Origin of the sequence: Pseudomonas sp. S30_BP2TU TE3576, assembly GCF_050436025.1 — a bacterium.
In the GTDB taxonomy this organism is placed as follows: Bacteria; Pseudomonadota; Gammaproteobacteria; order Pseudomonadales; family Pseudomonadaceae; genus Aquipseudomonas.
On the sequence record NZ_JBNDLK010000001.1, the window covers coordinates 1688827 to 1712810 of the forward strand.

Below are 23984 nucleotides of genomic sequence, written 5' to 3' on the forward strand. Positions count from 1 at the left end.
TGTTTCATAACCACTCTGTACAGAGCCTGTCTGCCGCTCACACCGGATCGTTGCGGCGCAACAATTCTTCCGGCAAGTGCTCGATGTACTCGTCTTCGGCAGGCGGCATTTGCAGGTGATAACCCTGTTTTTCGAGGTTTTCCAGCACGACCGTGATGTCCTCGCGTGACAGCTTGCGCTCAGGGCTCAGCACCAGGTCAAACGCGTGGATGGCCTTGCCAAAGGCTGCCATCAGGGCATCCGGCACACGCTCCAGAGCATCGCTCTTGAGTACGTACAGGTACATCTGGTTTTTCTTCGAGCTGCGGTAGATGGAGCAAATACGTTTCAAGGCTGTTCTCCGGCGGTGGCCAGGCTGTCGAGCAGCGCCTGGCCCATCAATTCGCGGCGCCAGCCACGCAGCGAATCAGGCAATTGGTAGGGACCATTGGGGAAGCCGCTCTTGAGCAGTGCTTCCAGGGTTTTCTTGCGCAGCATCAGTTCCGGTGCAATGTTCAGGCGCTCGGCCTCGGCCTGGCCGATGGCTTTCAGCTGTTTGAGCAATGCCGCGGCATCCACCGGCAGCGGTTCCGGCACGGCCGGCGGCCATTGATCAGGCGACACACTGCCAGAGCGCTTGATCAGATCAAGCAGAAACTCGCCATCCTGACGCACGGTACGCGGGTGCATGTCTTCGATTTTCGCCAGGGCACCGAGGTTATCCGGTTGCGTACGCGCCAGCGGCCACAACGAATGCTCGCGGATAATCCGGTTGCGCGGCAGGTCACGGGCCCGGGCTTCCTTTTCGCGCCAGGCGCAGAGCTCACGCAATACCGCGAGTTGGGCGCGGGACAGCTTCCAGGCCAGCTTGGCTTCGCGATAGACCTCGTACGGGTCGGTCTCGCGACGCAGGTTGGCCACCAGCTCGGCGCCGTCTTCCAGGACCCAGGCGCATTTCTCGTCAGACAGCTTTGGACGCAGCTTTACGAAGACTTCAGCCAAGTGCACGGCATCTTCCGCGGCATAGCTGATTTGAGTTTCGGATAGCGGACGTTGCAGCCAGTCCGAACGGGTTTCACCCTTGGGCAGGTCGATGCCGAGCACTTCCTGCACCAGCCGCGAATAGCCCATGGAAAAACCGAGGTTCAGGTAAGCGGCAGCCAGTTGCGTATCGAACAATGGAGCCGGCAGGCTGCCGGTCAGGCGTAGCAGGACTTCGAGGTCTTCGCTGCATGCGTGGACCACTTTGACCACGGCCGGGTTTTCCAGCAGCGCGGCGAATGGTTGCCAGTTGTCGATGCTCAGCGGGTCGATCAGGTAGGCGCGCTCGCCATCGCCGACCTGCAGCAAGCCTGCGATCGGATAGAAGGTGTCGACCCGCATGAATTCGGTGTCGAGGGCAACGAATGGCAACTGCTGCCACTCGGCACACAACCGTCCGAGGCTATCGTTGTCGCGAATCCAGTGAATATCGATGGCCACACGGCTCTCCCTTGAAGAATGGCGCGCAGTATATATCGCCCCCGGCGATTTCCGCGCATCCACTGAACAAGAGCATTAGCGAAAATTACTGCGTGGCATAAAGAATAGTCCGACAAAGTCGAACTAGCTGGTCTTACCCAGCACGTAGACCCGCATTCGCACGTAACCGGGCAAAAAGTCGTGATGGCTGAGCAAACGGAAACCCGCCTGCCTGAACTCGCTTTCTACCTCGGCCTTGCTCGGCAACGGCCGGGCCGGAACGCCCCCCACGCCCGGACGCGCGCCCTTGAAACGACTGTCGAGACGCACCGCGACAATCACCGTATCGCGACTGACCCGGTAAAACTCGCCAAGCATCGCCAGGCGGTGTTCTGAGTGGGTGAGGTGTTGAAACAGTTGCATGCAAAAAATGCAGTCAACCGCATTCTCCGACAAGCCAATCTTGAACGCGGAGCTTTGAAAGGTCTTGATCCGCTTCAACAAACTCTGCGGATGATGTGTGCGGGCATGATCGAGGATGTCTTGAGACGGATCCGTCGCGAGGATCACCCGATTCGCATGTTCGGCCAGCACCGCCCAGAAACGCCCCACACCACAGGCCACGTCGAGGATCAGACCGGGCTCGCCGGCGACGTTGAGCGCATTGCGCACCATACGCTCCTCACGCCAGAGCGTCAGGCGCCCGGCCAGGCCCGGTGCTTGCGGCTGATGGCAGACGCGAGCGTGCTCCTGGTCGTAGCGCCGGGCAATCTCAAGCTCGATGGCGGATGGGGGCTGAGCGGACATGTGCAATGGCTCTTGATAAAAGTTCTACAGGCCGCAGTTCGGCGGCCGCCGCGTGAAACAAAATCGGAGCACTCAATCTTTGGCCAACGCGCCGTCGACCACTGGACCACGACATCCGGCAAACATGTCCAGATCCTGGTTGTAGACCTTGCTGTTGACCTCCAGCAGCCCAAGCATCGAATGGAACAGGTTGTCCTGACTCAAGGGTTTTTCACGACTCTGTTGCAGGCAATGGGCATCTACCGCAAACGATTTTTTATAGCTGTCGGAGAACCAGGCAAACATGGCTACATGCTTTTGCTGCTCCGGGGCCAGCATGTAAGGCGTACCGTGGAGGAACAAGTTGTATTCACCCAGGGACTCACCGTGGTCCGACAGATAGAGCATCGCGGTATCCACTTTGTCCTGACTACCGCGCAACAGATCGATCAGGGTCGACAGCACATGGTCGGTATATACCAAGGTGTTGTCGTAGCCGTTGACGATACTTTCGCGACTGCAATTGTTCAGGGCGTTACTCTCGCAAACCGGGGTGAAGCGTTCGAATTCTTTCGGATAACGCTTGAAGTACTCAGGACCGTGGCTGCCCATCTGGTGCAGTACCAATACGGTGTCCTTGTCCAGGTTATCGATGAAATGTTGCAGTCCTTGCAGCAGGATTTCGTCGCGACATTCACTGTTGGCACACAACACCGGGTCTTTCAGATTGCTGACGTCCTGAACGGTGACGCGATCGCACGTACCTTTGCAGCCTGACTGGTTGTCACGCCAGATCACGTCAATACCCGCATGCTTGAGCACATCCAGCAGGCCTTCTTCATTCTTTGCCTTGCTGGCGTTGTAATCCTTGCGCCCCATATTGGAGAACATGCAAGGTACCGATACGGCGGTTTCAGTACCGCAGGAGTGCACATCGGTGAAGGCGATCAGGCCATCTTCCTTACTCAGTTTCGGAGTGGTGTCCCGGCTGTAGCCAAGGATGCCGAAGTTCTCTGCCCGGGCACTTTCACCCACGACAAGAACCGTCAGGGATTTGCGGCTGTGAGTTTGCCAGGCCGGATTGCGCCGGGCATCTTCCCCGAGTTTCACAAAAGGCTGATGTGCAGACGCAACCTGCTCACGCAGGTAACCGACCGACGCACCAATGTAGTTACTCGGCACGACCATCAGGCGCAATTCATGGTGATTGCGAAACAGCGACGACAGGCCTTGATAATTAATCAGTGCAACACCACCGATGACCGCCGCAGAAGCAAACGTCACCAACACTTTACTTAATAGCTCACGGTGCCAGCGACGATAACTAATCGGCGTTTTCCACAACAACCACGCAGGCAAGACACCGAGCAAAAAAAGATAGACGAACAACTTTATCGACAGCAAGTCACGTACTTCGGTGGCATTGGTCTCAGCGAAGTTACGCAACATGCCGGCATCGATCAAAACGCCATACTGGCTCATGAAATACGCCACGCCGGCACTGATCAGGAACAACAGGGTCAGGACCGGCTTCAGCACCGGCCGGAATGCCAGCAGGGTCAGCACAATATTGAAGGCCGCGAAGATCATCACCCCGAAGGCCACACGCATGACAATGCCTTTGCCGTCGGATGCGGTGATTTCGAACAGGTGTTGCCAGAGTACAAAATTGAAGCCAACTAACAAAAATGCGCTGGCAATCAATGTCACCCATTCGGGGCGCACGGCTTTAATCTTAAGCATGAGATTCGGCGGGTCCTGAAAATAAGTGCCTTCGGTAAATGTGAAAATTTCATTTACCGAGACATCTCTAATTTTAGGTAGCCAACCATCAATTTTTTGTGAAAAAGAAGCCAACAATTAGTTGGCTTATAAACCTGCCTGAAACGTTCAGACTATTTGAGAATGGTTCAGTCCTGGTTCAGATTCGACTCAAGCCTGGTGCAAATACCAGCGCCAATCCTGCTCACCGACCTCACCCATGAATTGACGATATTCGGCGCGTTTCACCGCCAGGTAAACGCCGAGGAATTCACTGCCGAAGGCCTCCCTGGCCCAACTCGAACCTTCCAGCGATCGCAAGGTGGTCAGCCAGTCTGTCGGCAACAGTTTCGCGGCCTCGGCGTAGCCATTGCCTTCCACCGGCGCACCCGGGTCGAGTCGTTCGCGGATACCGCGATGAATACCGGCCAGAATCGCCGCAGCCGCCAGATAAGGATTGGCATCCGCGCCACAAATTCGATGCTCGATGTGCCGGGAATACGCCGGCCCGCCGGGTACGCGCAAACTCACGGTGCGATTGTCCACGCCCCAGGTGGCCGCCAGGGGCGCATAACTGTTGGCCTGGAATCGACGGTAGGAGTTGGCGTTGGGGCAAAACAGCAACAGCGAATCGAGCAAGGTACTGAGCATGCCTGCGACGGCCTGCTTGAGCAGTGGCGTTCCATCCGGGGCTTCACTGGCGAAGAGGTTGTTGCCGTCCTTGTCTGCCAGACTCACGTGCATGTGCATCCCGGTGCCGGCCAGGTCATCGAAAGGCTTGGCCATGAAGCAGGCTGTCATGCCGTGCTTGTGCGCCACCCCTTTGACCAGACGTTTGTAACGCACCGCTTCATCCATCGCCTGCAACGCGTCGGTGCGGTGTTCGAGGGTGATCTCCACTTGCCCCGGTGCGTACTCGGAAATTGCCGTGCGTGCCGGAATCCCCTGGAGCTTGCAGGCGCTGTAGAGATCGGCCAGGAACGGCTCGATCTGTTCAAGCTCGCGCAACCCATAGACCTGCGTTCCGCGCGGACGCCCGCCATCGACATCCCGTGCCGGTTGCGGCCGGCCATTGCTGTCACGTTGCTGATCCAGCAGGTAGAACTCCAGTTCCGCCGCCATGACCGGGTAATAGCCGTCAGCCTGCAAACCTTCGATGACTTTCGCCAGCAAGTGACGGGGATCGGCAATGGTAGCCGGCATTCCTTCCGTCGGGTGCATGCTGACCTGCACGGCCGCGGTCGGTATCAGTCGCCAGGGCATGCGCGTGAGACTGCCGCTGATCGGGTAGGCCCGGCAGTCGATATCACCGACATCCCAGACCAGCCCGGAGTCTTCCACGTCATCGCCGTTGATGGTCAGACCGAGGATGGTGCTCGGCAATGGTCGCCCGCTTTCGTAAACCGCCAGCAACTCGTCACGATGCAGCAGCTTGCCTCGCGGCACACCGTTGTTGTCGAGGATGAACAACTCGAACATTTCAATATCCGGGTTCTGTTCCAGAAAGGTCAGGGCTTCTTGCCGGGTGGCAAACGAGGTCGTGGCACAACTCATGGGAACTCTCTTTTTCCGTGTCAGGCGGGTACGCAAAAGCACCCGCGCTTTAATCCCGGCATCAACCGGAAATGTAGGGACAATCAGCGGAAAAAGCAGGAATCCGGCGGGCGCGCATGGCGGCAATGCCACAGCGCCCAGAAGGCCAGTTCAGAAGGCAGTGCAGAGAGGTTTGGCGCGGTGGCAGGCGTGAATCGACGACCAAGGCTCGACGCACGGGCGTCGGTGGATGCCTTGAAGTGGATTGCGACCGGCCAACCGTCCATAAAGAGAACCGAAGAAAACAGATGACCGCAGCGTCACACGGCGGGTTGAGTCGTTAAATCGGGATTTGAAGAACTTTGGATATCGCTTGGCTAAACATTTGGCTGTTCAGTGCAGCCCCCCCCCCCTGTGGGAGCGGTTTGTATTTAATTTTTAAATACTACGCCGGACTTTCTGATTTGCCGCCTCCATGCCTCACGCGTCTAATCGGAACCCTACTGCTCAAGGCCCGATCATGGAAAACACCCGAGCCACTTCCCGCCCTGCCATCTGGTTCATGTTCAGCATTGTCCTGGTTGCCCTGAACCTGCGCCCATCCATGGCCGCTGTCGGACCTTTGCTCCCGGTGATTCGCGTCGACATCCCGCTGAGTTTCAGCCTGGCTTCACTGCTGACCATGTTGCCGGTCATGGCCATGGGACTGGCGATGTTTGTCGGCCTGCGCGTCAGCCAGCAACTCGGCGATCAGCGCACGGTGGTGTTCTCGTTGCTGATCATCGGCGTGGCCACGGTTTCGCGGTTGTTCCTTGACTCAGCAGCGGAGTTGATCCTCAGCGCGGTGCTGGCAGGTATCGGGATCGCCCTGATCCAGGCGCTGATGCCAGCGTTGATCAAATCCCGATTCAGCGACCACGTTGCCCTGAGCATGGGGCTCTACGTCACGTCGATCATGGGGGGTGCCGCCATTGCTGCGTCCTTTTCACCGCTGGTGATGCAGGGCACCGGCAGCTGGCGCATGGGTCTGGCGATCTGGGCCGTTCTCGCCGTGCTGGCATTACTGTTCTGGGGCACCCAACGAGCGGGGATGCCGACACTGGATTCAAAGACATCCAGCAACGTTTCATTCTTCGCCAATTCCCGCGCATGGTTACTCGCGATCTTCTTTGGCCTGGGCACTGCGTCCTACACCTGTGTTCTGGCCTGGTTGGCGCCGTACTACGTGGAAAAGGGCTGGAGCGAACAGCACGCCGGGTTGCTGCTCGGATTTCTGACCGCCATGGAAGTGCTGTCAGGTCTGCTGACCCCCGTCATCGCCAATCGCAACCGCGATCGCCGCATCGTGCTGATGGTATTGCTGACGCTCATCATCGCCGGCTTCAGCGGACTGATTCTGAGCCCGCAGCATTTGAGCCTGATTTGGCCTTGCCTGCTGGGGCTGGGCATTGGCGGCCTGTTCCCGATGAGCCTGATTGTATCGCTGGATCACCTGGACAATCCCTTGCGCGCTGGTGGCCTGACCGCGTTCGTTCAAGGCATCGGCTACCTGATTGCCGGCCTGTCGCCGCTGCTGGCCGGGATAATCCGCGACCAGCTCGGCAGCTTCGAATGGGCCTGGTGGTCGCTGACGGCAGTCATGGTGCTGATGATGTTGATGGTCTTGCGCTTCAACCCAAGACACTACATCCGACACATCCACTGACCCGGAGCCTGCCATGAAAACCACCGGTTTCGCCGTAGCTCACGCCAGCATGCTGCTTTGGGCCTTGTTGATCGCCGCATCATTTTCCGCGGCGGCGCAAGTCAGCCAGGCCATCGACCCGATCCTGCTGACCGGTTTGCGCCTGCTGTTTTGCGCCGTAGTATTTCTACCGCTGTTGCTGCTTAAAGGCGACGCCGTCATGACCGCCCGCGGGCTGCTCGGTCATGCCGTGCTCGGCCTGCTGCTGGCGTTGTACTTCGGCTCGCTGTTCGAAGCCTTGCGCTACACCTCGGCCGTCAACACCGGGACGATGTTCACGCTGGTGCCGCTGATGACCCTGGCGTTCGAAGCTGTGCTGACACCTGACAGCCGCCTGAAACAACGGATTGTGCCCATGCTGCTCGCCGCTGTCGGGGCCGTTTTGCTGATTATGAAAGGCGCCGGCCCCGGCGAGTTGCCATCGCCGTACGCATTGACGGTGTACGGCATGGGATGCCTGGCGATGGCGCTCTACGCCCCCCTCAGCCAACGCCTGAAAGCCAATAGCCTCAAGGGGCGCGGGCCGGTGCCCATGACGTTCTGGAACATGCTGTTCGGTGCGCTGTTTCTGCTGGTGTTCTGTGGACTCAGTGGCGGTTGGCGCTCGGCATCATTACTGACGCTCAACGACTTCTATTGGCTGATGTACCTGGCCGTATTCGCCACGCTGGCAACGTTCTGGCTATTGCATCGGGCCATCGGCGTGATCGCGCCTTCCTCGGTGATTTCCTACATCTACCTGAGCACGCTGTTCATCACCTTGTTTCACTGGCTTTGGGGGCGCCAGAAGCCTCTGCCGCTGGAGTTGGCCGGTGCGGTACTGGTAGGCATCGGCATGTTTGCACTGCTGATGTCCAGCCGCCGTGCAGTGTCGCTGGTAGTCCAGGGCTGACTCGGCCTGAACCGAAACCTCCTGCAAATCATTCTCAATGCGCCCTCGTTCCGCTAGGATCATTCGCTCACACTTGCGCACGGTCAGCGCAGGGGCGCAGCGAGACAGAACGGATGCTGAACAGTAATTCACTTAGAAAACTCGATATGCAGGACCTCATGGTGTTCGTCGCCGTGTATGAGCAAAACAGCGTCACTGGTGTATCCGAGACGCTTTGCATCAGCCAGTCCACGGTGAGTTACTGCCTGAAAAAACTGCGCACCAGTTTCGCGGACGAACTATTCATCAATACCCGCACCGGCGGCATGCAGCCCACCTGCAAGGCCGGCACGATGTATCCTCACGCGCTGAAAATCCTGGAAAGCATCAACCTGTGTCACGCAGGTCCCCCCGCCTTCGACCCTGGCCTGCAACCTGTGACCTTCAACATCTGTGCACCGGAATACTTCGAACTGTTGATTCTGCCGCGTTTGTTGAAAACCTTTGACCTCGCCGATCTTCCGGTGATGGTCAATGTATTAAAACTCGAAGCGGACATCCCGGCTGAAGCGTTGCGCGACGGCAGCCTAGACCTGGTGATGTGCTTCGGCCCGAACTTTCATCGCAGTCATGTCGACTTCACATCCCGGACGCTGCTCAAAGACGATCTGGTCTGTGTTTTCGATAAACGCGCCGCGCCAGCGGAACCACGCCTGAGTCTGCAAACCTATGTCGAGCGTCGACACGTGTTCCCGACACCCTGGACATCTGCCACTAACATGGTCGACGGCTGGCTCGCGCAACAGGCAAGACAACGCCAGATTATCGCGCGCGCCAACAGCTACAGTGCAGCGCTGAAGCTGATCACTGGCACCGACTATGCCCTGACCCTGCCGCGCCGTATCCAGCAACTACTGACCAGCACAGACACCTTCGATCACTGCGAAGCACCCGAAGGCTTGCCGGGTTTCACCCTCGATATGCAGTGGAGCCAAGGCGTTGATCAAGACAGCGCCAACACCTGGCTACGAGAACAAGTGATCCTGGCCTGCACCGAGCAGGAAACGGCCTGATATTCAGTTGCTGATGGCAGTCTTGCTGTAGGAATCGCGATCGATATCGAGAATCTCCACGCACAACTGGACTTCAACGCCGCCCGGCCACTCACACAGGTCCTGCACCACCGCCAGCAGGCTTTCAGACAGCTGCTGCTTGATCTGTGCGGAACGACCACTCAACAGCGCCAGCTTCACATGCACGAACGCCCGCTCAGCCAATGCCGTACCGACTTTGAACGTCTCGACCTTGACCGCGCGGCTCTTGATGTCGAATTCGGCAGCAAACTGACCGGAAGCCACCAACGCATTGTTCAAACGCATCAGTGCCACATCGGCATTCAGATCAGTCAGGTTGGCGGTATATTCCATGTGCAGGTGAGGCATGAGTGAGTTCCTGATAGTGGATGAACAGGTCGTACATATAACACAGCGCCGCCGTGCTCATTCGGGCAGCGGCAAAATCGCACGCTCACTCATGAACGCCTCCAGGCGCGAGCGTAACCAGCGCTCGGCGGGGTCGGTATCGACATGACTGAGCCAGACCATAGACAGGTCCAGAGTGGGTGTCTTGATCGGAAAGGGTTCCTTGAACAGCATTCCCGATGCAGCCATCGCCTCGGCGGTGTAGTCCGGCAGGCTGGCAATCAGGTCCGTCCCGGCGAGCAGTGCCGGCAAAGAACTGTATTGCGGTACCGAGAGCACCACCTGGCGCGTGCGGCCGATTTCCGCCAGCCACTCGTCGGCGTAACCACTGACATTGGCGGTATGGGACACCAGCACGTGCGGTCGCGCGCAATACTCATCGAGGGTCAGCGGTTTGTCGGAGGCATCGGCGCGCAAAATGCAGGGCTGGATGTGCCGCAGCAACTTGCGTTTGGCATTGGCCGGCAAGCCACGGGTCTGGCTGATACCCACCGTGATATCGCCGGACGCCAACAAGTCGGGAATCCGCCAGTAATCGACATGCTGCACTACAAACACCACATTGGGCGCTTCCTGGCGCAGGGTTCGCAGCAACGGCGGCAACAGGCCAAACTCGACATCGTCGGACAACCCGATGCGGAACGTCATCGTGCTGCTGGCCGGGTCAAAATCATGGGTCAGGCTCAAGGCCACGGACAAGGAGTCCAGCGCCGGCGACAAGTGCCTGATGATTTCCTCAGCCCGCGCTGTCGGCTCCATGCGATGACCAACGCGTATGAACAGCGGATCATTGAACATCGCACGCAAGCGATTGAGTGCTGAGCTGATGGTCGGCTGACCGAGAAACAGCTTCTCCGCCACCCGAGTGACATTACGCTCAAGCATCAGCGCTTCGAATACCACCATCAGGTTGATATCCGCCTTGCGAAGTTCATTGCGATTCATCCACTGCCCCCGATCCCCAAATCTGCCGACAGTTTAGGTAGCTGACACGACTGCCGTCCATCCAACTCAGGTTCAACAGCCTGACGCCGTTCACGTTTAAGCAAAATGCTGTTCCACGCTTCGTCTTACAGCCCCTTCCTTTTTACCCGTAACCCCTGGCAGGCAGCCCGTGAGTCCCTAAGCTCAGCGACGCACGAGGGAAAAAACCACCCTCGTCATGCAAAACTTGCGCAATCAAAGGAGCAGCACCGTGGCCAGAGACAAAGCCAAAGACGACAAGCATTTCAATTGCACCCAGGCCCACGAAGCCGACTACGTCGCCAGCCTGTACCCACACGCCAGGGAAGAGGTCAAAACGTTCCTCTCCTCGGCCTGCAAGGACAAATCCCTGCACAACTCCACCCACAAGGACGTCTACGAACTGATCAAGAGAAAACTGGGCCATTCCCAGCCGTAAGGCGGGTTGAAACGAAGCTGCTCTGAACGAGCAGCTTCCCCCTCATTCAATCTAGATTTCCTTGATCGGGGTCTGATCGCAGGTCCCTTTGATCAAACCGATTGCGTGCATGCAATCGGCCTTGTTGACGTAAGCCTCCCCGCTGGCAACCGTCTCATGATTCCCCGCCCTCAACCGCCACCGCCATTGGCCCTTGCCGGTCAGAACGGTGCCGCGGATTTGCCTGTAGATCTCAAAATACATTGTTCGCTCCTTGCGATTGCTGGTGACTGCAGATCAGTGGCCTGCGAAACCAGAGTAGAGGAGGAATTTCCGGGGCGATTGTTTTCAGTGTCAGAGGATATTTCGCAACGGAGCCCCTGATTGACTGGGCGCCCAATGGATTCGGGGGCAGGTAAATAGAGTGACCTGGACAGGTAACTTTTCCTGGGAACTGGCTTATTTTTCCGACTTCGATGCGATGCCTGATCCGACAAAGTTTCCAGATACGGGGGCAAGATGCCGGCAGCGGTAGACCACTGGAAAAAGCATCAGAAACGAAAAAGCCCCGTAGCTTTTCAGCTACGGGGCTTTTTCCATGTAATGGCGGAGAGATAGGGATTCGAACCCTAGGTACCGGTGAAGGTACAACGGATTTCGAATCCGTCCCATTCGGCCACTCTGGCATCTCTCCAACGGCGCGCATCATAACAACACTTTCGCAGGAAGCGAACCCCCCAGGCGAAATATTTCTGTGCTTTCAGATGCTTGCGTCGATTAAAGCGGTACGCCCAGACGGTTGGCGACTTCTTCATAGGCTTCGATGACATCACCGAGGCCCTGACGGAAGCGGTCCTTGTCCATTTTCTTGCCGGTGGCCTTGTCCCACAGACGGCAGCCGTCCGGGCTGAATTCGTCGCCCAGCACGATGGAACCATCGTGGAACACGCCGAATTCCAGCTTGAAGTCGACCAGCAGCAGGCCGGCGTCGTCGAACAGCTTGCTCAGGACTTCGTTGACCTTGAGCGACAGTTCTTTCATGCGAACCAGCTGCTCGGCGGTGCCCCAGCCAAATGCCACGACGTGGGATTCGTTGATGAACGGGTCGCCCTTGGCGTCGTCCTTCAGGAACAGTTCGAAGGTGTAAGGGTTGAGCTTCATGCCCTCTTCGACACCCAGGCGCTTGACCAGGCTGCCAGCGGCGTAGTTACGCACAACGCACTCGACCGGGATCATGTCGAGCTTCTTCACCAGGCATTCGTTGTCGCCCAGCAATTTGTCGAATTGGGTCGGCACGCCAGCGGCTTCGAGCTTCTGCATGATGAAGGCGTTGAACTTGTTGTTCACCATGCCTTTGCGGTCAAGCTGTTCGATACGCTTGCCGTCGAACGCCGAAGTGTCGTTGCGAAACAGCAGGATCAAACGGTTAGCGTCGTCGGTCTTGTAAACCGATTTGGCTTTGCCGCGGTAGAGTTCTTCACGTTTTTCCATGATGGGCTCCGCTTGCTAAGTAGATGGGCTAGGCGATGTGACGCCAGTCGAGCCCTGAATCTTGATCGGCCAGTTGCAGCCAGTCCGGGTCGCACCCGAGGGTGTCGACAAAACATTGCCGGGCCAGCTGCGGCAGGTTGTTCTTGCTGCTCAGATGGGCCAGGACCAGGTGTTGCAGGTCTTTCCAGCCCAACTCGGCCACCAGGAATGCCGCCTGATGGTTATTCAAATGTCCCAGTTCACCGCCCACCCGCTGCTTGAGAAAGTACGGGTAATGACCGCGAGCCAGCATGTCACGACAGTGATTGGACTCGATCATCAACGCATCGAGGTCCCGATAGCCGTCCAGCACCTTGTCACAATACGAGCCCAGGTCGGTCAACAGGCCAAAGCGCCGCTCACCGTCACTGAAAACATATTGCGTCGGTTCTTGTGCATCGTGGGCCACGGCAATGACACCGATGCTCAAGTCGCCGATTTGCAGCTGTTCGCCGCCAGCCAGAAAGCCTGCGGGTTCAATCGGTTTGCGCATCCCGCGCAAGGTCCCGCGACTGAGGTAGACAGGCAGATTGTAGCGCCGAGACAGCAACCCCACGCCATGCACGTGGTCGGCATGTTCGTGGGTCACGAGTATCGCGCTCAACTGCGCAGGGTTTACACCCAGGCGCAGCAGGCGTTTTTCGGTTTCCCGCAGGGAAAAACCACAATCCACCAGCACGTACGTATCAGCACTGGCGATCAGCGTGCCGTTCCCTTGACTACCGCTGCCGAGAACGGCAAAACGCATAGGATCAGCCCAGGTTGTCCTGAATCTTGCTCAACACTTTACGCGCCACGTCTGCCGGCGCCACGGTGTTGATGTTTTTCTCGACGGTGACCTGGACGTTCTCGCCAACCTTGCTCAGGCGAACCTGATAACGCTCGGCGCGAGCGTCAAGCTCTTCCTTGCTCGGCGCGTTGCCGAACAGGCTGCTGAAGAAGCCTGGCTTGTCGTCTTTCTTCTCGGCTTTTTCGGCCAGGTTGATGTAGTACAGGCCCAGGCTGCGGTTGATGTCTTCAACGCGCCATTCGCCTTGTTCCAGCGCACGACCGACGCTCGACCAGGCACGATCCAGGTCGGTACCGACGTTCAGCACAGGGTTGCCGCTGCCGTCTTCACTCAGGCTGACACGACTAGGCGCGTCGAAATCACGCGAAGCCAGCATCGAGACCGAACCGCCCTTCTCCGAGATACGGCTCATGCTCGCGAGCATGTCGTCGACCAGTGCCGCATCCAGGCCAGTGTTGACCGAACGGTTGGTGAAAGCCACGTCAGCGGTGCTGCCGGCAGGACGCTCGGCGCTGACCACATAGACTTCACTGGTGTTGCGCTGCACGCCCGGCTCGATGCGCACCCGCACACGGGTTTCACTGTCCGTGCTGACACCCGCCGCGCTCAGGCGCTTGGCCATGGCCGCAGACAGTTCGTCGGAATGTTGCCAGGTCGTGGTGAATTCACCGGTTTGCGGACGCTGATCATCCAGACGGAAACCGTTGTCCTGGAAGAACTGAACGGCCACGGGCCAGACTTCAGCCGGTGGATTCTGCGCCAGGATGGAGCTGGAGCCGCCGCTCTTCTGCAGGGAGTAGGCACTGGCATCGGCACCCGCCGTCAGCGGCTGCGGCCGAGGTACGACGTATTCGCCCTTGACGGTGTCATCGGCCACGTTGCGCGGGATCGGCAACAGCGGATCCAGACGCTTGGCGGTACGGACATCCTGCGGTATTTGCATCGGTGCAGTCTGTTGCGCTTCCAGGTAATCGCTACCACGGTCACGGAAATAACCTTCCGGGCCCCAGATCCATCCGCAGCCACTGGTGCTGGAGATAATCAAGGCAAGTGCGGAAAGTCCGGCCATTCGCTTCATGCGTTGTACTTCCTCAATTAAACCAGGACGCCGCACTGGCGCAGGGCCGTGCGCAGCGTTTCGTGACAGGGTGCGCTCAGCCAGGTCAACGGCAGGCGAATGCCTTCGTGCATCAGGCCCATTTCAACCAATGCCCACTTCACCGGAATCGGGTTGGCTTCGATGAACAGGTCCCTGTGCAGCGGCATCAGTTTTTCGTTGATTGCCCGCGCAGTCTCGGCATCACCCTTGAGGGCGGCCTCGCACAGATCGGCCATTTCACGCGGAGCGACGTTGGCGGTGACGGAGATGTTGCCCTTGCCGCCCATCAGGATCAGCTCGACGGCGGTCGGATCATCGCCGGAAAGGACGATGAAGTCCTTGCTTACACCATCAAGAATGGCTTTGGCACGCTTGAGGTCGCCGGTCGCTTCCTTGATACCGATGATGTTCGGCACGGTGGACAGGCGGATCACGGTTTCGGCTTGCATGTCGCAGGAGGTGCGGCCGGGAACGTTATAAAGAATCTGCGGGATGTCGACCGCTTCGGCGATGTGCTTGAAGTGCAGGTACAGGCCTTCCTGGGTCGGCTTGTTGTAGTACGGCACGACCAGCAGGCAGGCATCGGCGCCGGCTTCCTTGGCATTACGGGTCAACTCGACGGCTTCGCGGGTCGAGTTGGCGCCGGTACCGGCGATCACCGGAATGCGGCCATTGACCTGCTTGACTACCGCTTTGATGACGGCGATGTGTTCATCGACATCAAGGGTTGCCGATTCGCCGGTGGTGCCGACGGCGACAATGGCATGGGTGCCGTTTTCAAGGTGGAAGTCCACGAGTTTGCTGAGGCTGTCCCAGTCAAGACGACCCTGTGCATCCATGGGTGTGACCAGTGCCACCATACTGCCCGCAATCATGAAACCGCTCCTGCCGGAAAAAGAGAGCCGTAATGGTACTGGCGCCAAGATGCTTGCACAAGCGAAGTACTGTGCTGCCGCCATTCCCCTTGGCGCCGGTTTTCGCTACCCTTCAGACTTTGATCGGTACAGACAAGCTCGTCCGTCGGGTTTCAGCCTCCATTTTCGGCATCACAAGCCCTGATCCAGCGTTGCCACCTCTCGCTCCCGCCCTGGCGGAGCACGTCGCAACCTGCCGCTCGGGGCTTTCTGAGTTCGCATCCGCAGGCTCGCTCCCGACAAAACGCCACTTCGATGTATCGACCGCTCATCGCTTTAGGAATGCTGCATGTCCACCCCCACAGTTCGCGAACAATTCCTTGTTATCAGTGCCCTCGGCGCCAACCCCATGGAGCTGACCAACGTCCTGTGCCGCGCCAGCCATGAAAACCGCTGCGCCGTGGTCACTTCTCGCCTGACCCGTCATGGCGAATGCAGTGCGCTGGTGCTGGAAATCTCCGGTAGCTGGGATGCCCTGGCGCGCCTGGAAGGCAGCCTGCCAGTGCTGGCCAAACGGCATGCGTTCACGGTCAACGTGGTGCGCAGCGCCGCCCTGGAAAACCGCCCCCAGGCCCTGCCATACGTCGCTTATGTCAGCTCGGCCTACCGCTCGGACATCATCAACGAACTGTGCCAGTTCTTCATGGACCACAATGTCGAACTGGAAAACCTGACCTGCGACACCTATCAGGCTCCGCAGACCGGCGGCACCATGCTCAATGCCACGTTTACCGTGACCTTGCCGCCCGGCGTGCAGATCAGCTGGCTGCGCGATCAGTTCCTGGACTTTGCCGACGCACTGAACCTCGATGCCCTGATCGAACCCTGGCGCCCACAGAACCCAATGTAAGGAAGCTTTCATGGCCGTTGCCATCGACCAACCGGTTGCCGATTTCGAAGCCCCCGCCACCAGCGGGCAGACCGTCAGCCTCGCCGGCCTGAAAGGCAAGCAGGTGGTGATCTACTTCTACCCCAAGGACAGCACGCCGGGTTGCACGACCGAGGGGCAAGGCTTTCGTGATCAGTATGCTGCGTTCAAGGCCGCCAATACCGAAGTGTTCGGCGTGTCTCGCGACAGCCTGAAATCCCACGAGAACTTCAAGTGCAAGCAAGAGTTCCCCTTTGAGCTGATCAGCGACAAGGACGAAGCCATCTGCCAGCTGTTCGACGTGATCAAGCTGAAAAAGCTCTACGGCAAGGAATACATGGGCGTGGATCGCAGCACGTTCCTGATCGACGACAAAGGCGTGCTGCGTCAGGAATGGCGTGGCGTGAAGGTGCCGGGGCACGTTGATGCGGTTCTGGCGGCGGCTCAGGCCCTGAACAAAGCCTGAGTCATATAGCGCCTGTCAGGACGCCTTCGCGAGCAAGCCCGCTCCCACAGTTGACCGAGTTGTTCAGACGAACACGGTCCAAAATGTGGGAGCGGGCTTGCTCGCGAAGAGGCTATCAGCCTCACCGAAGAATTAAAGCAACGGCGCCACTACCGGCTCCTTGCGCGGCCAGGCGTCAAGCACGGCCTTGAACAGCGTCGCCAGGGGAATCGCAAAGAATACGCCCCAGAACCCCCACAACCCGCCAAACAGCAGCACCGCGCAGATGATCGCCACCGGGTGCAGGTTGACCGCCTCCGAGAACAGCAATGGCACCAGCACGTTGCCATCCAGCGTCTGAATAATCCCGTAAACCGCCATCAGATAGATGAACTGATCGCTCCAGCCCCACTGGAACAGCGCAATCAGAAACACAGGCACTGTCACCACCACGGCGCCGACATAAGGCACCACCACCGAAATCCCCACCAGCAATGCCAGCAGCGCCGCGTAATTGAGCTCAAGAACAACAAAGGCAATGTAGGTCACGCCACCGCAAATGAAGATTTCGATGACCTTGCCGCGAATGTAATTGGCGATCTGCCGGTTCATCTCATGCGCGACCCGGGTGATCAACGCCCGCTCACGGGGCAGGTAACCGCGCACCCACTGGCCGATCATGGCCCGATCCTTGAGGAAGAAAAACACCAGGATCGGCACCAGCACCAGGTAGATCATGATGTTCACCAGCAATGGCAGGCTCGACAGCGAGAATGTCAACGCCCACTGACCAAACTTGCCGATTTCGCCCCGCGCCACTTCGATGGCTTGCAGCACTTGCTCATCAGACACCAGATGCGGATAGCGCTCGGGCAGCAGCAGCAACAGTGACTGCCACTTGGCGAGCATGCCGGGCAACTCGTTGAACAGCGTGATCAGTTGATGCCAGAGCAAAGGCACGACAACCACGATGAACACCAGCAACAGCCCCATGAACAACGCAAAGACCAATCCCACCGCGACCCCGCCCGGCACCCGCAGGCGCTCGAGGGTCACAACCAACCCTTGCATCAGGTACGCCAGCACCATCCCGGCGAGCACCGGCGCCAGCATACCGCCCAGAGTCAACACGGCGGTGAACGCCAGAAACAGCAGGACAGTCAACACCACCGCTTCTTCATCGGAGAAATAGCGCTGAATCCAGTCGCGTAACACTTTGAACATCAATAATCCTTAGGAACAAACGCAGCCGATTTCAGGCTTTTTTCAACCAGTAGCGGTAAACACCCGCGTCTTCTTCTTCACGAAGCAGGGTATGACCGGCCAATCGGGCAAAGGTGCGAAAGTCACGCTGTGAACCTGCATCGGTGGCGATGACCTTGAGTACTGCACCACTGGCCAGCCGGTTGAGCTCCATCTTGGCCTTGAGCAACGGCAACGGGCAATTCAGGCCACTGGCGTCCAGTTCAACGTCATGCTCTACAGCGTCGGTCATATTGCATCACTCCGGGTCAGGTGGTTGAGTTGCCTAGAATATCTGGTCGCAACGCTGGTGTCCGGCTACAGTAAGGTCTTTGTCGACTAAGGCTTTGTGCATGACATTTTTGCGCCCTACCCTGCTGACGCTCGCTTGCCTGCTCGCCTCACCGGGCTTCGCCGACGACTTGCCGTCACTCGGCGACGCCAGCTCTGCCATTGTCTCGCCGCAACAGGAATACCAGCTCGGCCGCGCCTGGCTGGCAATGTTGCGCAGTCAGGTTTCGCAGCTCAACGATCCGCAACTCAAGGATTACGTGGAATCCAGCGTTTACCGACTGGTGGAGACCAGCCAGGTCACCGACCGGCGCCTGGAATTCATCCTGATCAACAGTCCGCAACTCAACGCCTTTGCGGCGCCCGGCGGAATCGTCGGGGTGAACGGTGGCTTGTTCCTGAACGCCCAGACCGAGGGCGAATACGCTTCGGTACTGGCGCACGAATTGGCTCACTTGTCGCAGCGCCACTTTGCCCGGGGCGTCGAAGCGCAAAAACGCATGCAAGTGCCGATGATGGCGGCATTGTTGGCCGGGATCGTGGTTGCAGCCGCCGGCGCCGGTGACGCCGGGATCGCGGCCATTGCCGGCACACAGGCAGCGGCCATTCAGGAACAGCGGCGCTTCTCCCGTCAGAACGAACAGGAAGCCGACCGTATCGGCATTCTCAATCTGGAAAAGGCCGGTTACGACCCCCGCTCGATGCCCACGATGTTCGAGCGTCTGATGCGTCAGTACCGCTACGATGCCAAGCCGCCGGAATTCCTGCTGACTCACCCGGTCACCGAGTCGCGTATCGCCGACACCCGCAACCGCGCCGAACTGGCGCCACAGGGCGGTATCGAAGACAGCATGCGTTATCAACTGATTCGCGCGCGCGTCCAACTGACCTATGAAGAGACCCCGGGGCTCGGTGCCAAGCGCTTCCGCGCCCTGCTCGACGAGAACCCGAAAAACGACGTGGCGCGCTATGGCCTGGCGATTGCCCAGATCAAGGGCGGCCAATTGAACGAAGCCCGGGAAAACCTCAAGCCGCTGCTGGCCAAATCACCCAACGAAATCATTTACAACCTGGCTCAGGTCGATCTGGACATCACCAACAATCGCCTGCCGGATGCACAGTCCCGGGTTGACCGGTTGATGACCCAGTACCCTGGCAACTATCCGCTGAATCAGGTGCGCGTCGACCTGCTGCTCAAGCAGAATCGCGCCGCGGATGCGGAGAAGGCCCTGGAAGGCCTGCTCAAGTCGCGCCCGGATGATCCGGACGTGTGGTATCAGGTTGCCGAGACGCGCGGCCTGTCAGGCAATATCATCGGCCTGCATCAGGCTCGCGCCGAATATTTTGCGCTGGTCGGGGACTACAAACAGGCCATCCAGCAACTGGACTTCGCCAAACGCAAGGCAGGCACCAACTTCCCGCTGTCTTCGCGGATCGACGCACGGCAACGCGAGCTGATGGAACAGGAACGCATGATCAAGGACATGATGGGCTGACGCCCCCCCCAGAGACCAAAAAAATCCGGACAAAAAAAAACCGCCTCGAAAGAGGCGGTTTTTTTTATTCAACCAACAACCGGGTTATTCAGCCAGTTTGAAGGTGATGAAGCTCGCACGCCCCTGACGCAGAACCCGCATCGACACCGAGCGGTTCTTCGGCAGCGCCTTGGCGATGTCCGCGAACTCCTTGGTGGAACCGATCGCCTGGTTGTTCAGGTGGGTGATCACATCACCGGGCTGCAAGCCGATCATGGCGGCAGGACCGTCCTGCACTTCCTTGATCACCACACCACCTTTGAGGTCGTAGGCTTTCTTCTGATCGTCAGTCAGCTCGACCACGGAAACACCGAGGCGATTGCTGCTGCGCTCGATGCTGGATTTCGGCTCGGCGCCCAGCTCTTTACCTTCTTCCGGAATGGCACCCACGGTCAGCTCGACATGCTTGCGCTTGCCGTCACGAATGACTTCCAGATTGGCTTTCGCACCCGCCTTCAATGCGCCAACGAGGTGCGGCAAGTCGGCCGACATAACGATTGGCTGACCATTCATGCTCAGGATCACGTCACCCACTTGCAGGCCACCCTTGGCAGCCGGGCCATCATCCTGGATTTGGGCAACCAGCGCACCCGCCGGTTTCTCCAGACCGAACGACTCGGCCAGGTCCTTGCTCACTTCCTGAATCACGACACCCAGCCAGCCACGGCTGACTTTGCCACCGGATTTCAGCTGATTGGAAACATCCATGGCCACATCGATCGGGATCGCAAACGACACTCCCATAAAGCCACCGGAGCGGGTAAAAATCTGCGAGTTGATCCCGACCACCTCACCGTTCAGGTTGAACAGCGGACCACCCGAGTTACCCGGGTTGATCGGCACGTCGGTCTGGATGAACGGCACATAGTTTTCGTTCGGCAGGCTGCGACCAACGGCGCTGACGATACCTTGGGTCACCGTGTGGTCAAAGCCGAATGGCGAACCAATCGCGACAACCCATTGGCCAGCCTTCAGGTCCTGGGATTTACCGAGTTTCAACACCGGTAGATCCTTGCCTTCGATTTTCAGCAGTGCCACGTCGGAGCGTGGATCGGTACCGACCAGCTTGGCTTTCATTTCGCTACGATCAGCCAGGCGGACGAGGATTTCGTCAGCATCGGCGATCACGTGGTTGTTGGTCAGGATGTAGCCATCGGAAGAGATGATGAATCCCGAGCCCAGGGAGGTTGCCTCGCGCTGACGATCACGAGGTGAACGCGATTGTGGCGGCATGCCCCGCTCGAAGAATTCGCGCAGCATCGGCGGCAAACCTTCGAGATCAGGCATCTGCTCGCTGACTTTGCGATCCGGCAGCTTTTGCGTGGTACTGATGTTCACGACTGCAGGCGACGCCTGCTCGACCAATTGCGTAAAGTCGGGCAACTCGACCGCTTGGGCGGTGACCGCCTGACCGAGCACCAGGACAGTGGCAATAATGGAAAGGTAAGACTTCAAGCGTGGTATCGACATACGGCTCCCGTTACGACGAGCATGGTTAAGCGATATGGAGCAAGGAACACCGGGAACAATACGCCGGTATTTTTGTTCCGGGAACAACAAACAAGGCCAGAGCCGAGGGGCTCTGACCTATAAAAAATTTTTGGGGTATTTGCAAACTGAAATGCTCACGAAACATTTCGAATCCAGCTCACTGCTTGGTTGCAGCGGCGTCGGAGCGCATCGAAAGTGCTATCCGTTCAGCGGTACCGACGGGTATCTCGCCGACGACGGTCACCATCATATCACCCTGTGCCGTGGTCAAGCGCCGGGAAACCGCGACGGTTGGCCCCAACTGAGTGCGGGTATCGGTGACGGTGGCGCCGTTCAAAGGCTCCAGGAACACCGAAAAACGCGCCAGGCCATCGTCATACAGCAGGCTGTTAACCTGGGTTTTGGTTTCCGGATCCTTGCGCGCCGTACTGCTGGTCAGCTCGAAACCGGGTGGCAGCCAGTCCGAATGCCAGACCTGAGCGGCTTTGACTGCGGAAGCCTTGTCGCTTTCGAGATTGACTGCCTTGCAATCATTACTGGCCTGCAAGTCGTTTTCGGAAGGAGCGTCAGCGGTATCCAGTTGCGTGAACTGGAAGCGCTCCAACAACCGCCCCTTGTCGTCCAAGAGCAAAGATTTCAGGGGCAGGCCGGTCTCTTTATCCAGATGCAGTTCAAAACCGTAGCGGTGTTGGTCGCGGGGGGTCAGCGATACGATTACCGCCGAACGCCCGGCGACACGCGACTTGCCGATGACGGCGAGGTCATACCAATTCTTCAGCTTTTGAGGATCAAGTGCACGGGCGGTGGAGTTGGGGGAGTCCCCAAGCCCTGCTATCAGGGTGCCGCTGACGCATTGAGTATGCCCATCAATGCGTACGACTTCCTGCGGTGAGCCGTCGAGCCGGATCAATCGCTCGCGGACCTTTCCATCCTGGACGCGGTGCCAGATGTTATGGGTAGAAAAACTACCGTTACGCTCGTAGACGAAAGTACCCTGAAAGCTTTGCTGTTGCTCGGCCTGGCCCAGGCGGGTCAACCAGTCCTGGGCTTCATCGGCTTGGGCTGGAACGATGAACCAGCCGCTGAGCAGAAGCGAAAGTAGAGGTATGGCGCGCATGATCCTCCTTAACGGTTTTCCAGACTTGCGGCACGAGCGTAAGGCAGAGCGCTCTCAGTACCTTTCAGTGCAGCCTGTTGTGCATGTTGGCGCAAGTAACCCGGCAGACGCTGATCGTGCCAGCCTGGCTGACCTTGCAAAACGCCATTGGCCATTGGCCCAGTTGCATCTGAACTCTCATTGTAGCCGGCCAGAACAGCCGGGCCTTTTACTTGAGGAACGGCCAATCCGGGTTGACTGGATTGCTGGGCCAATTCGACACCGGCGATCTCATCCTGGTTGTACAGACGCACACCGGCCAGCACCGCCAGGGTCACGGAAGCTGCGACCGCCAGACGACCCAGGCTGCGCCATGGACCGCGGGAAGCTTTTGCCGGTACGGCTTCGTCAGCCAGGGCAGCAGAAACAGCCGCAGCGATATCCAGACGCGGAAGCAGCAGATCCTTGTGCATCACTGCCCGAGCGATCTGATAACGAGCCCAGGTTTCACGGGTTTCAACATCGTCACAGGCATTCAATACCCGACGCAATTCCAATTCGTCCGCTTCGTTATCCATCACTGCGGACAGCGATTCCTGCAGGGCTTCACGACTCATGGCGTTCCTCTCTTGGCTGTCGCCGCTGTCTTTAGTTTTCCTGCAACAACGGCTGCAGGGCTTTGTCGATGGCCTCCCGGGCGCGGAAAATCCGGGAGCGCACGGTGCCTACCGGACATTGCATGACACTCGCAATGTCCTCGTAACTCAGACCATCAAACTCACGTAAAGTTAAAGCCGTACGCAAATCTTCCGGCAGTTGCTGAATGGTTCGATGGACGGTGCCTTCGATCTCATCCCGCAGCAAAGCCCGCTCTGGCGACTCGAGATCCTTGAGGCCATGATCGCCATCGTAGAACTCTGCATCCTCGGAACTGACATCGCTATCCGGCGGCCGACGGCCGCGTGAAACCAGATAGTTTTTCGCCGTATTGATGGCGATGCGGTAAAGCCACGTATAAAACGCACTGTCTCCGCGAAAATTTCCAAGTGCACGGTATGCCTTGATAAAGGCTTCTTGTGCCACATCCTGGGCTTCATGGGTGTCGTGCACAAAACGCACGATCAACCCGAGAATTTTGTGCTGGTATTTCAGCACTAGCAGATCGAAAGCACGCTTGTCGCCGCGTTGAACGCGTTCGACCAGTTGCTGATCCTCTTCCTGGGTTAGCATGAACACTCCTCGATGAGCTCGGAGGAGGCTTGCAGAACTAAACGACCAGACTTGCAAACATAGACTCGGGCTTTTCGCAAAAGTTCTCCCCCTCCAGGCAAGTTTCCTGCGGGCTCTGATTTGGCACGCACGAAAAGCGCAGCACGAGTTGACCCGGCTGCGCGAATAATCTTGTCATCGGTTTCTTCGGCAAGGATCCAACTGCAATTCCCCACTGAAGCCGACACTGTCCCTTGTTTCAGGCAACCGTCTATTGATCTTGGCCCTTTGGCAAAAGTTCCAAATATTTATAGCCGTGCCAACCCGACATTGTGCAACCGTGAAGGGAAAAAGACTGTTAAATCGGCGATACAGTCATTTTCGCGCCCAACGGGCAGAAAAACATCCGACGAAGCGACCGATGTTTTGCGTCACAGTAGTTTCACAATGCCATGCTGGCTCGGGTATTGTGCCGCT

At 58.2% G+C, this 23984-nt stretch carries 25 protein-coding genes and 1 tRNA gene; 7 read left to right on the forward strand and 19 right to left on the reverse strand.

Annotation, left to right across the window (positions count from 1 at the left end; all coding sequences use genetic code 11):
• Positions 1-37: 37 nt before the first annotated feature.
• From ABIA48_RS07655 to ABIA48_RS07675, 5 genes are all read right to left on the reverse strand, one after another.
• Positions 38-331 carry a YcgL domain-containing protein gene (locus tag ABIA48_RS07655; RefSeq protein ID WP_310063560.1) on the reverse strand — a complete coding sequence of 98 codons (294 nt, stop codon included), beginning with the start codon at positions 329-331 and terminating at the stop codon, positions 38-40.
• Positions 328-1461 carry a ribonuclease D gene (rnd, locus tag ABIA48_RS07660; RefSeq protein WP_429487670.1) on the reverse strand — a complete coding sequence of 378 codons (1134 nt, stop codon included), beginning with the start codon at positions 1459-1461 and terminating at the stop codon, positions 328-330. The genes ABIA48_RS07655 and rnd overlap by 4 nt, the downstream gene beginning before the upstream one ends.
• A 123-nt stretch (positions 1462-1584) precedes the next feature.
• Positions 1585-2247 carry a class I SAM-dependent methyltransferase gene (locus ABIA48_RS07665; RefSeq protein WP_429487671.1) on the reverse strand — a complete coding sequence of 221 codons (663 nt, stop codon included), beginning with the start codon at positions 2245-2247 and terminating at the stop codon, positions 1585-1587.
• A gap of 72 nt (positions 2248-2319) precedes the next feature.
• Positions 2320-3969 carry a phosphoethanolamine transferase gene (locus ABIA48_RS07670; protein ID WP_429487673.1) on the reverse strand — a complete coding sequence of 550 codons (1650 nt, stop codon included), beginning with the start codon at positions 3967-3969 and terminating at the stop codon, positions 2320-2322.
• Between the two features lie 189 nt (positions 3970-4158).
• Complete coding sequence (locus ABIA48_RS07675; RefSeq protein ID WP_429487675.1) at positions 4159-5541, reverse strand: glutamine synthetase family protein; 1383 nt, start codon at positions 5539-5541, stop codon at positions 4159-4161.
• A gap of 499 nt (positions 5542-6040) precedes the next feature.
• On the opposite strand from ABIA48_RS07675, the gene ABIA48_RS07680 reads away from it, so the two are divergent.
• From ABIA48_RS07680 to ABIA48_RS07690, 3 genes are all read left to right on the forward strand, one after another.
• Positions 6041-7225, forward strand: a complete 1185-nt coding sequence (locus ABIA48_RS07680; protein WP_429487677.1) for a cyanate transporter — start codon at positions 6041-6043, stop codon at positions 7223-7225.
• Positions 7226-7238: 13 nt separating this feature from the next.
• Positions 7239-8156 (forward strand): DMT family transporter, encoded by a 918-nt coding sequence (locus ABIA48_RS07685; RefSeq protein ID WP_429487679.1) that lies wholly within the window; start codon positions 7239-7241, stop codon positions 8154-8156.
• A gap of 113 nt (positions 8157-8269) precedes the next feature.
• The gene (locus tag ABIA48_RS07690) at positions 8270-9208 is read left to right on the forward strand and encodes a LysR substrate-binding domain-containing protein (RefSeq protein ID WP_429487681.1); all 939 of its coding nucleotides are present in this window, start codon (positions 8270-8272) and stop codon (positions 9206-9208) included.
• Positions 9209-9211: 3 nt separating this feature from the next.
• Here ABIA48_RS07690 and ABIA48_RS07695 read toward each other — a convergent pair whose 3' ends face one another.
• On the reverse strand, positions 9212-9577 hold the full coding sequence (locus tag ABIA48_RS07695) for a 5-carboxymethyl-2-hydroxymuconate Delta-isomerase (RefSeq protein WP_429487683.1): 366 nt from the start codon (positions 9575-9577) through the stop codon (positions 9212-9214).
• A 57-nt stretch (positions 9578-9634) separates the two neighbouring features.
• Positions 9635-10561 (reverse strand): LysR family transcriptional regulator, encoded by a 927-nt coding sequence (locus tag ABIA48_RS07700; RefSeq protein ID WP_429487685.1) that lies wholly within the window; start codon positions 10559-10561, stop codon positions 9635-9637.
• Between the two features lie 250 nt (positions 10562-10811).
• Between ABIA48_RS07700 and ABIA48_RS07705 the strand changes: the two genes are divergently transcribed.
• Entirely contained in the window at positions 10812-11018 is a 207-nt protein-coding gene (locus tag ABIA48_RS07705; protein ID WP_429487687.1) for a hypothetical protein, read from the forward strand.
• Positions 11019-11069: 51 nt separating this feature from the next.
• On the opposite strand, the gene ABIA48_RS07710 is transcribed toward ABIA48_RS07705, so the two are convergent.
• The 6 genes from ABIA48_RS07710 to dapA all read right to left on the reverse strand — a co-directional run bounded on the left by ABIA48_RS07710 (position 11070) and on the right by dapA (position 15291).
• The gene (locus tag ABIA48_RS07710) at positions 11070-11261 is read right to left on the reverse strand and encodes a YegP family protein (protein ID WP_429487689.1); all 192 of its coding nucleotides are present in this window, start codon (positions 11259-11261) and stop codon (positions 11070-11072) included.
• Positions 11262-11601: 340 nt separating this feature from the next.
• Positions 11602-11691, reverse strand: a tRNA-Ser gene (locus ABIA48_RS07715).
• Positions 11692-11774: 83 nt separating this feature from the next.
• Complete coding sequence (purC, locus tag ABIA48_RS07720) at positions 11775-12488, reverse strand: phosphoribosylaminoimidazolesuccinocarboxamide synthase (protein ID WP_007944067.1); 714 nt, start codon at positions 12486-12488, stop codon at positions 11775-11777.
• Positions 12489-12516: 28 nt separating this feature from the next.
• The gene (locus ABIA48_RS07725) at positions 12517-13275 is read right to left on the reverse strand and encodes an MBL fold metallo-hydrolase (protein ID WP_007984759.1); all 759 of its coding nucleotides are present in this window, start codon (positions 13273-13275) and stop codon (positions 12517-12519) included.
• 4 nt (positions 13276-13279) lie between these two features.
• On the reverse strand, positions 13280-14395 hold the full coding sequence (bamC, locus tag ABIA48_RS07730; protein ID WP_429487691.1) for an outer membrane protein assembly factor BamC: 1116 nt from the start codon (positions 14393-14395) through the stop codon (positions 13280-13282).
• 17 nt (positions 14396-14412) lie between these two features.
• On the reverse strand, positions 14413-15291 hold the full coding sequence (gene dapA / locus ABIA48_RS07735; RefSeq protein WP_277535456.1) for a 4-hydroxy-tetrahydrodipicolinate synthase: 879 nt from the start codon (positions 15289-15291) through the stop codon (positions 14413-14415).
• A gap of 328 nt (positions 15292-15619) precedes the next feature.
• On the opposite strand from dapA, the gene ABIA48_RS07740 reads away from it, so the two are divergent.
• Both ABIA48_RS07740 and ABIA48_RS07745 read left to right on the forward strand, forming a co-directional pair.
• Complete coding sequence (locus tag ABIA48_RS07740; protein WP_007984753.1) at positions 15620-16180, forward strand: glycine cleavage system protein R; 561 nt, start codon at positions 15620-15622, stop codon at positions 16178-16180.
• A gap of 10 nt (positions 16181-16190) precedes the next feature.
• Positions 16191-16664: a peroxiredoxin family protein gene (locus tag ABIA48_RS07745; RefSeq protein WP_204929851.1), complete on the forward strand. Its 474-nt coding sequence runs from the start codon at positions 16191-16193 to the stop codon at positions 16662-16664.
• Between the two features lie 132 nt (positions 16665-16796).
• On the opposite strand, the gene ABIA48_RS07750 is transcribed toward ABIA48_RS07745, so the two are convergent.
• Both ABIA48_RS07750 and ABIA48_RS07755 read right to left on the reverse strand, forming a co-directional pair.
• Positions 16797-17867, reverse strand: a complete 1071-nt coding sequence (locus ABIA48_RS07750; protein WP_204929853.1) for an AI-2E family transporter — start codon at positions 17865-17867, stop codon at positions 16797-16799.
• 31 nt (positions 17868-17898) lie between these two features.
• Positions 17899-18138, reverse strand: a complete 240-nt coding sequence (locus ABIA48_RS07755) for a sulfurtransferase TusA family protein (RefSeq protein ID WP_007984748.1) — start codon at positions 18136-18138, stop codon at positions 17899-17901.
• Positions 18139-18238: 100 nt separating this feature from the next.
• Between ABIA48_RS07755 and ABIA48_RS07760 the strand changes: the two genes are divergently transcribed.
• Positions 18239-19672, forward strand: a complete 1434-nt coding sequence (locus ABIA48_RS07760) for a M48 family metalloprotease (protein ID WP_429487694.1) — start codon at positions 18239-18241, stop codon at positions 19670-19672.
• An 84-nt stretch (positions 19673-19756) separates the two neighbouring features.
• On the opposite strand, the gene ABIA48_RS07765 is transcribed toward ABIA48_RS07760, so the two are convergent.
• The 4 genes from ABIA48_RS07765 to rpoE form a co-directional block, all read right to left on the reverse strand.
• Positions 19757-21181 (reverse strand): DegQ family serine endoprotease, encoded by a 1425-nt coding sequence (locus tag ABIA48_RS07765; protein WP_429487696.1) that lies wholly within the window; start codon positions 21179-21181, stop codon positions 19757-19759.
• A 178-nt stretch (positions 21182-21359) separates the two neighbouring features.
• The gene (locus tag ABIA48_RS07770) at positions 21360-22319 is read right to left on the reverse strand and encodes a MucB/RseB C-terminal domain-containing protein (RefSeq protein ID WP_429487698.1); all 960 of its coding nucleotides are present in this window, start codon (positions 22317-22319) and stop codon (positions 21360-21362) included.
• 8 nt (positions 22320-22327) lie between these two features.
• On the reverse strand, positions 22328-22915 hold the full coding sequence (locus ABIA48_RS07775) for a sigma-E factor negative regulatory protein (protein ID WP_429487699.1): 588 nt from the start codon (positions 22913-22915) through the stop codon (positions 22328-22330).
• A gap of 31 nt (positions 22916-22946) precedes the next feature.
• Complete coding sequence (gene rpoE / locus ABIA48_RS07780; protein WP_003172477.1) at positions 22947-23528, reverse strand: RNA polymerase sigma factor RpoE; 582 nt, start codon at positions 23526-23528, stop codon at positions 22947-22949.
• Between the last annotated feature and the right edge of the window lie 456 nt (positions 23529-23984).

Coding starts and splice junctions, on each gene's coding strand:
- ABIA48_RS07675 (WP_429487675.1), bottom strand. CDS start 5,541: ATGAGTTGTGCCACGACCTCGTTTGCCACCCGGCAAGAAGCCCTGACC.
- bamC (WP_429487691.1), bottom strand. CDS start 14,395: ATGAAGCGAATGGCCGGACTTTCCGCACTTGCCTTGATTATCTCCAGC.
- ABIA48_RS07740 (WP_007984753.1), top strand. CDS start 15,620: ATGTCCACCCCCACAGTTCGCGAACAATTCCTTGTTATCAGTGCCCTC.
- purC (WP_007944067.1), bottom strand. CDS start 12,488: ATGGAAAAACGTGAAGAACTCTACCGCGGCAAAGCCAAATCGGTTTAC.
- ABIA48_RS07760 (WP_429487694.1), top strand. CDS start 18,239: ATGACATTTTTGCGCCCTACCCTGCTGACGCTCGCTTGCCTGCTCGCC.
- ABIA48_RS07750 (WP_204929853.1), bottom strand. CDS start 17,867: ATGTTCAAAGTGTTACGCGACTGGATTCAGCGCTATTTCTCCGATGAA.
- ABIA48_RS07695 (WP_429487683.1), bottom strand. CDS start 9,577: ATGCCTCACCTGCACATGGAATATACCGCCAACCTGACTGATCTGAAT.
- ABIA48_RS07680 (WP_429487677.1), top strand. CDS start 6,041: ATGGAAAACACCCGAGCCACTTCCCGCCCTGCCATCTGGTTCATGTTC.
- ABIA48_RS07725 (WP_007984759.1), bottom strand. CDS start 13,275: ATGCGTTTTGCCGTTCTCGGCAGCGGTAGTCAAGGGAACGGCACGCTG.
- ABIA48_RS07700 (WP_429487685.1), bottom strand. CDS start 10,561: ATGAATCGCAATGAACTTCGCAAGGCGGATATCAACCTGATGGTGGTA.
- ABIA48_RS07670 (WP_429487673.1), bottom strand. CDS start 3,969: ATGCTTAAGATTAAAGCCGTGCGCCCCGAATGGGTGACATTGATTGCC.
- ABIA48_RS07775 (WP_429487699.1), bottom strand. CDS start 22,915: ATGAGTCGTGAAGCCCTGCAGGAATCGCTGTCCGCAGTGATGGATAAC.
- ABIA48_RS07755 (WP_007984748.1), bottom strand. CDS start 18,138: ATGACCGACGCTGTAGAGCATGACGTTGAACTGGACGCCAGTGGCCTG.
- ABIA48_RS07765 (WP_429487696.1), bottom strand. CDS start 21,181: ATGTCGATACCACGCTTGAAGTCTTACCTTTCCATTATTGCCACTGTC.
- dapA (WP_277535456.1), bottom strand. CDS start 15,291: ATGATTGCGGGCAGTATGGTGGCACTGGTCACACCCATGGATGCACAG.
- ABIA48_RS07745 (WP_204929851.1), top strand. CDS start 16,191: ATGGCCGTTGCCATCGACCAACCGGTTGCCGATTTCGAAGCCCCCGCC.
- ABIA48_RS07710 (WP_429487689.1), bottom strand. CDS start 11,261: ATGTATTTTGAGATCTACAGGCAAATCCGCGGCACCGTTCTGACCGGC.
- ABIA48_RS07690 (WP_429487681.1), top strand. CDS start 8,270: ATGCTGAACAGTAATTCACTTAGAAAACTCGATATGCAGGACCTCATG.
- ABIA48_RS07770 (WP_429487698.1), bottom strand. CDS start 22,319: ATGCGCGCCATACCTCTACTTTCGCTTCTGCTCAGCGGCTGGTTCATC.
- ABIA48_RS07665 (WP_429487671.1), bottom strand. CDS start 2,247: ATGTCCGCTCAGCCCCCATCCGCCATCGAGCTTGAGATTGCCCGGCGC.
- ABIA48_RS07685 (WP_429487679.1), top strand. CDS start 7,239: ATGAAAACCACCGGTTTCGCCGTAGCTCACGCCAGCATGCTGCTTTGG.
- rpoE (WP_003172477.1), bottom strand. CDS start 23,528: ATGCTAACCCAGGAAGAGGATCAGCAACTGGTCGAACGCGTTCAACGC.